4 protein-coding genes are annotated in these 7596 nt (G+C 39.8%); 1 reads left to right on the top strand and 3 read right to left on the bottom strand.

Features of this window, described 5'->3' with window-relative positions:
• Positions 1-107: 107 nt before the first annotated feature.
• The 3 genes from GTK07_RS18995 to GTK07_RS19455 form a co-directional block, all read right to left on the bottom strand.
• Positions 108-2651, bottom strand: coding sequence for a glycoside hydrolase family 127 protein (locus tag GTK07_RS18995; protein ID WP_203583848.1), 2544 nt, complete (start codon positions 2649-2651; stop codon positions 108-110).
• 44 nt (positions 2652-2695) lie between these two features.
• Positions 2696-4846, bottom strand: coding sequence for a beta-L-arabinofuranosidase domain-containing protein (locus tag GTK07_RS18990; protein WP_163636621.1), 2151 nt, complete (start codon positions 4844-4846; stop codon positions 2696-2698).
• A 672-nt stretch (positions 4847-5518) separates the two neighbouring features.
• A complete protein-coding gene (locus tag GTK07_RS19455; protein ID WP_335341872.1) occupies positions 5519-5599 on the bottom strand; it encodes a hypothetical protein in 81 nt (26 codons plus the stop codon).
• Positions 5600-6229: 630 nt separating this feature from the next.
• On the opposite strand from GTK07_RS19455, the gene GTK07_RS18985 reads away from it, so the two are divergent.
• Complete coding sequence (locus GTK07_RS18985; protein WP_127137550.1) at positions 6230-7345, top strand: tyrosine-type recombinase/integrase; 1116 nt, start codon at positions 6230-6232, stop codon at positions 7343-7345.
• The last annotated feature ends 251 nt before the right edge of the window (positions 7346-7596 follow it).

The raw sequence follows: 7596 nt of genomic DNA, 5'->3' as shown, positions 1-7596 counted from the left end.
AACACTCAAATAGAATCGATCTTTTTAGTGGCTCACGTTCATCCGCCCCACTATGCTCACTTTGGTCCGCCGCGGGTGGCTCACTTTGACCCGCCGAAGGTGGTATACTATGCCCGTTTTTTGCACTGAATATCCAAATCTAAAATTCCTACCTTACTTTGCAGTTTAGGTTCAATTTTGATCCTTAAACCATTTGTGGCAAGTTCCTTTCCTGGGTGAACCACATTATACTTGTCTTTATCTACAGCATAGCTATCCGTGACATATATGGGCATTTCGATCCAGGATCCACTGTCCAAGTACTCAATGGACCAATTGGCAGGAATCAAGATCTTCCGTCCATCATCAAACCAATATAACCCGATGCTTCTAATCTTCTGAATTTGTTCAAGTTGCACTTCAATCCATTGTGGTCCTTCATCGCCACTTATCCAAGGCTGAATGGTCCTATCCAAGGAACTTGCCGGTCTTCTGGGATCCGAAATGGCACCTATGGTACCCACCTTGTCGGTGGTAGAGGCTTTAACCCTTTGGTATTTTCCTCCCCGGACTGAATTACCTTCGGTGAATTGAACCCCATTCCCAGAAGTGGGGAACCAGACCATCATTGATCCATCTTCCCGATTATCCCATGCATAATAGGGCACCATATTCAAACGTTCTGAAACGACATTTTTCTCTGTGACCAACATTGAAGGAACACTTAATTCAACGATATTTTTCATTAACCCATTAGCAATGGGATGCGCAGTAATCCCATCACTTGATGGGATATCATTAATAAAGTAATGCTGCACTGTATTTTTATTGTCAATTCCTTCGGCCACATATACGAGTGGTCCTCTTGTGACCGCAACCCTTCCGTTATTGGCCTCTACTTTGTCCAATGATTTGTTGAACCTTACCGGCATTGGCAATTCCAAAGTGACCCGATCCCCATTTTTCCAATTTCTACTAACCACAGCAAAACCATTTTCAAGCTCAGCATCAATCTTTTCTCCATTCACGGTAACAGTCCATTTTTCATCGGGTTGATCGATATAGGAATAAAGACTGCCAGGTACGAATTGATTTGTTCTTGACCACGTAGGAATCCTCAACCTCAAATCGAATTTTTTGATTCCATCAAGTTCCAGTTCCATTTCAATTTTACCGTCAAACGGGTATTTCGAATTTTGTCGTATGCCTATTCCCCCTATTTTCAAAGGGATAGTGGTAGAGCTGGATGCATAATAATTAGCATAAATCGAATGATCGTCAAAAGCGTACATCATCCCGGAGACCTGTGGTATGAGCCTGGCAATATTGGATGGACAACAGGCAGTATTGAACCATGGTGACCTACCCGGTTTTCCATGGTTGAAGGGAGTATCACCATCGGCTTCCAAGGGGTTGACATAAAAAAACTTGTTCCCTTCTAAATTTACGCCAGCCAGTGCATTGTTTAACAATGAAACTTCGGCCACATCCATATATTTGGAATCTTTGGTGAGCAAAAACATCCTGAAATTGAAAAAAACATTGCCCACTGCAGCACATGTTTCATTGTAGGCTTCCTTATTGGGAAGTACATAGGCAGGACCAAATCCCTCTATACCATGAACCGCACCAAGGCCACCTGTTATGCTCAATTTGGTATCCACGATATCATGCCAGATACTTTTGAGGGCCTCATTGTATTCATCACTCCCGGAAAGGGCTCCAACATCCGCCATCCCGGAATATAGATAGGTAGCCCTTACCGCATGACCAACCGCTTTTCGTTGCATTGTTACCGGTTCATGTTGTTGGGCATAATCGGAGGACATGACACCTTCACCATCTGGCACAAAGGTTCGCCCCCTAATGTCCAGAAATTTTTTGGCCATTTCAAGATATAATGGATTATTGGTAACCCGGTACAATTTAGCAAGTGCCAATTCCAATTCTTCATGCCCAGGTGCTTGATTTATTGGGACCCCATTATTATAGTTTGGATCCCCTACAAAAAATACCTTATTGATATGTTGCGCATTCTTTTCCGCAACCTTGAGCCATTTATCCTTTCCTGTAGCCAAAAAATAGGCAATGGCCCCCTCGTACATATGGCCCATATTATATAATTCATGGCTGTGAAGTACATAGGAATAGGGTTTGTCTCCCATACCTCCACCTCCCCAATGTTCATGATCCTTGGAAACTCCGGTGATATGTGCCACATATAGATAACCATCTTTCTTTTGAGCCCTTGCGATGATGTCAATGATGCTATCCATTCTATGTTCAAGTTCAGGACTTCTCTCGTTCTTAAGAAGATAAGCAGCTCCCTCCATAACTTTAAACAGATCCGAAGATCGGTATCTATGAGGGGTAGGCAATGGGGAGTCAAGTCCTTCCAAAAAGTCCCCTGCGAGTTTCAGGGCCTCTTGGGCTTCAGCTGTTTTATCCAATGCAAAGGGAACCAAGGTTTCCATTTGCGTATTCAATCTTGGCTTCCAAAAAGAATCTATCAAGGTTACCTCACTAAATGAAACCGGTGTCAACCCATAACCCTTATTATAGGCTATTTCTGTACTGTGTAAAGGAACAGTCTGCCCATAACTGGGTAATGCACTTACCAATATTTGGAACATGAACAGATATTTGAGCTTTATACTTGCTTGGAAATTCATGCTTATACATTTGAAATTTGAAACGGTACGCATCATCTTCAGAATCAATGTTTGCCCACTACAGGGAACTCCGTTATTCTCAACGTCGTGGCACCATATGGAACCAGTATTAGATCCTGTATTCCAGAGTCCTTGTAATTGGATTGATTGGCACCCCACCATGCTGGAAAAACCGGCACACCATTTACCAATTCCCATTCTGGCAATCGGATACCTCTTGCCTTAATTTTGATAGGTACATTTTCCAAATTCCAAGGATATGATCCATCCCATTCCTTTTCCTCTACTTGATATACATTTTCAATGGAATCAAGATCGTCGGAGAGCAAGGCAAAGTTCCATGGTTCAGACGGAAAGACTTCTGTGAATTCCCCATAGGCATCACCTCGATTTTTCTTCCTTTCCTCTCCTTGGATTTTCAATGCATACACCAATGGGCCTCTTTCTACGGTCCGTGCAAAATCAAACCATTGTGACACTCTCATTTGCATGGGCATCTCAAGGGTCAAGCCATCGCCATTTCTCCATGTTCTTTTGATAATGGCTACTTGGTTTTCAACCTTAACTTGTATTTTTTCACCATTGATTTTGATAATTGGGTCAACGGTCCATTCCGGAATACGGAGGTGAAAGGGAAATGCCACTTCCTTCTCCATGGAAAATTCAAAACGCACGGTATCCTTGAATGGAAACATGGTCTTTTCAGTAATCCCAATTTTTTGTCCATTTCCAACCATTAAGGAGACTGTGCTAGGTGCATACAAAAGAGCTGCAGCCCCACCATCCAATGTGGCGTACCAAAGATTTTGGACAAACTTGGGCCAACTTTGGTGCATATTGGTCGTGCAACAGGGATACCCGGACAACAAACCAAAGACAAAATCAGTCCCTTTGTGTACATGGGTTTGATAGGAACTTTGGAGTTTATCGGAAAGTTCTACTTGATTGGCGGCTTGAAAATATTGCCTTGCTGTATAATCATCGTTGGCCTGCGTAGGCAATGCATTAAAGACAATTTTTTCCAATAGGTCGGCATAGGCCATATCACCTGTGATCGGCAACATACTTTCCAAGGAGTACATGGATTCCGATATGGAACAGAATTCAACACCTTTAGTGGGATCTGTACCATGCAAAGGTTCGTCTCCACCATACATACCTTGGGGTTGACCATGAAAATAGCTGATATCCTTCAATGCCTGTTTGGCCGCCCGTAAATGAATGGAATCTTGATCGATCTGAAAGTAAATTACAGGTTCTTTATAACCTTGGGCAAAATTTACACAATGTAAACTGCCAAGTTTGGAAAGATGGATTTCATTGATTTCCGCAGGTTTAAAAGGATATGTTATCCCACTACTGGTCCAGGCCCAATCCAATTTTTTTCGTGAAATATCATTTAGGAACACTTCGGTCCAAGGAAAGGTCTGTTGTGATATGAGCTCGGCCAGTTCCAAGAGAAAGCTATCCCCTGTGATATTGTAAAGCCAAAGGACCACCTGCAAATTATCACCACCTCTTCGATTACCCCAAAAAGTTAAAAAATCCAATGGTCTTTCCGGTAATTCCCTAAGTTGATATTTGAAATATTTAGTCAAAGCGGTAATTACCCTCTCATCTTTGGTTGCCCCATAATATTGCATTAAGACTTTGAGCATAACCATCTTTGGCCACCAATCTTTTCGCATCCCTCGTTGCAATCCCGTTTCATGTACTGGCTCAGTATCAAAAGGGACAGGACCCAGATATCCTTCTTCCGTTTGGTTGTTCAAGGTCCATTCAATCCATGGTTTTGCCTTATTTATCAAATCCTCATCGTTTAAAATATACGCCAATGGCAGTAAACCATCAATCCAATACGGGCCTCGTTCCCATCCGTCTCCATCCCCACCTAACCATCCGTTCCTTGAACCAACCACTTCTGGGTACAATTCATCCAAATGTCCTGTCATCCCATCTCTCATCCGGGTCAATTGTTCTTTAAGCCAACCATCTGGCTTGATGTCCCCCAATGGAAGTTCCAAATATGGCTTTTGAACAAGAGGTTCCCTATTCTGAAGATAAGCCGATGTATAGGGTGTTTCAGAATGGGTTGTATCGGCGTCGCTTTGTTGACTACATGCCATCAAAAAGGAAGCAAGGGAACATAGCCAAAAATATTTTTTGAACCTTGGAACGTACGTTATTTTACTCATGGTTTTTTTGTTTGTCCGTTAATGAAATTTTCAAAGATGATATGCAATTTGGGTTGACATCTGAATATGAGCTGCGCTAACACTAATATAGTATTTTAAATGTGCCTGATCAAAGACATCGGATTATTGAAAAATGTTCAGTTTGTAAGTTTCATCACAAGCGGTCCTAGCTTCGGGTCTCCTTTAAAATGGCGTCCAGCTGTATTGTTCAAGGTGAGGTATAAAAAGAAATGATTGTACATAAGTTGTTTATGTTCGGTCGAGTTGATACCGTTTAGTCTTAAGCATTGAAAAATGCATATCCGAATTTTCTTAAAAAACAATTGGCAACCTAAGATTGAAAGAATATAAGGTAAACTGTATTCAACCGAATAAACCGATTATCACGGGAAAAGCCGATGATCCCTTTTGGAATGGCGCCAATGGTCATTCAGGTTTTAGTTAGCCATTGAGTGCTTTTGTGGAAACCAAAACAACGTTCAAGGCCTTATTGGATGGAAAAAACCTGTATTTTATGATCCTAGGATCTGATATTGAAATCCATTTAGTTAAAAGGACCAACGGGAATGAAAGTATCAATGTTTCCCACAGGGTGGAACTCTTTTTTGTAAAGGGCAGCCCTCACCTTCCATTACTTTATTGAAATGGGTGCTTCCCCTATTTTCATCCCATTCATTCATTCATTGAAACATAACGTTTCAAACTTATATGGGCACGTTTTCCATTGACGGTGATACGGGCATAAATGGTCAATTTTTCAGGGTTGTTGGAAACGTCCCTAAAGAAGGTTAGAACTTTTAAAGTTTTGGTATTGTGAATAATACATAATTTTTGGGTTTGACAAAACAGGTTTGCAAAACACCCATAAACAGCGTCAAACTGAAGCTAAATTATGCACAAGAAACGTACCGAACCATTCACCGAACCCCTATACCTTTTATATGGTTTTATTTGATATCACATGAATGCATAAAAACAAAAAGCACTGTCAATCAGTCGATTAACAGTGCTTTAATACCACCTATTTAGTGGTTCGTCGGGGTGGCAGACTTAGCCACAAACAAACAACATATTGTTAATCAATATTTTACATCAAATTCTTAAATTTTGCACACCTGATTGCACAACAAAACCATGAAAAGAACTTCGGAGATATAATTTGCTCTCTTTTAGTTTCATTAAGATACAAAAATTGTAGAAACAATTTAATGATTGCCTCACAATGGTCGATTCTTTCAGTGATGGTATTTAGGATGTCCAAAACTTAGAATAACATTCATCCTTCACAAGATAAGATTCCTTAATTTGAATTGATTTCGTAATTTGAAACATATTATTTACAGTAAATGGCCCAGCATACCCTCAAGAATCTAAAAAATTTAGATGAAAACCGTAAAACTGATTCAAGGAAAACAAAATGGGGATAATGTTATTATCATTAACTTTTATGCCAATGAAACATTGGAAAACCATCTTATTCAACTAAAGGAGTTGAATAGAGACAATTCAAACGGCAAATTCTATATCAAGAACACAGGCCAGAACCTAAATCTTGTATTCAACCATATGCGCAAGATAAATTGCTATGTGGACTATACCGAATTAAAACAAAAGCAAACTGATAAACCTAAAAAGAAAGTAAAACTATATTTACCGCCCATTGATTCTCTGAACAAACAAAACTTGGATAGGTTCAGGAAGTGGTTGGAGGAAAAGAGATTGAGTCCCAACACTGTGAACACCTACGTTGAGGTTACCAATTTTTTTCTCAGGTACACCATCTTGAAAAATTCTAGAAGCCACTCAAGAAGGTTGGTCGAATCCTTTAATTATGAATTCATCGTACGAGAAGGAAAATCCATATCCTATCAAAACCAATGCATCAACGGCATAAAGAAGTATTTTTTGTTCAAGGGCATCGATATTGGTTCGTTAAACCTAACAAGACCAAAGAAAGAGAAAAAACTTCCTGTTGTCCTGAGCAAGGGGGAGGTAAGGTCCATCATCGATGCCACCCACAACCTAAAACATAAAACACTTTTGTCCCTCATCTACTCTGGAGGACTAAGAATAGGTGAAGCTATCAATCTCAGAATTGATGATGTTGACAGTAGTAGAATGTTGATACACATAAAGGGCGGAAAAGGAAAAAAAGATAGATACACATTACTTTCAGGCAGTTTTCTTGAGATTCTTCGGGAGTATTACAAACAGTTCAGGCCTAAAGAATATTTGTTTGAAGGTCAAAAAGAATTAAAATATAGTGCCAGCAGTGCACAAAGCGTTTTAAAAAAAGCTGTCATGAGTGCGGGAGTACGGAAAAAGGTTACTCTTCACACGCTAAGGCACAGTTTTGCTACACATTTATTGGAAAGTGGAACCGATATCCGTTATATCCAAGAACTTTTGGGGCACAATAATCCTAAGACCACCATGATCTATACTCATGTAACCGAGAATAGTATCAAAAATATCAACAACCCATTTGATGACCTTTAATTATCTTTATATTGCATACCGAGAAAATAAAATATGGCAACTATACTGAAAAATAATTTGCAGAACTTGGGCATAGCCAACCAAATTGGCGGTATATACACAACAAAGTTCAGCATATAATCAAGTTGTGTGTCATACTGAAAAACTGCATGGAATTGATAATCGCTTTTTTAATCATAATAATTTTAGGTATCGGAATTCCTATTGGAATTTCTTTTTTGATTTACAAGTGGATTAAGAAAAAAGGATTT

The sequence above is a fragment of the Flagellimonas sediminis genome (assembly GCF_010500845.1).
Classification (GTDB): domain Bacteria; phylum Bacteroidota; class Bacteroidia; order Flavobacteriales; family Flavobacteriaceae; genus Flagellimonas; species Flagellimonas sediminis.
The sequence above is the reverse complement of the archived record's forward strand: the minus strand, read 5'-3'. Positions and strand labels throughout refer to the sequence as shown.

What these genes read in the sequence shown, in the direction of transcription:
- GTK07_RS18995 (WP_203583848.1), bottom strand. Translation starts at nt 2,651, where the DNA reads ATGAATTTCCAAGCAAGTATAAAGCTCAAATATCTGTTCATGTTCCAA.
- GTK07_RS18990 (WP_163636621.1), bottom strand. Translation starts at nt 4,846, where the DNA reads ATGAGTAAAATAACGTACGTTCCAAGGTTCAAAAAATATTTTTGGCTA.
- GTK07_RS18985 (WP_127137550.1), top strand. Translation starts at nt 6,230, where the DNA reads ATGAAAACCGTAAAACTGATTCAAGGAAAACAAAATGGGGATAATGTT.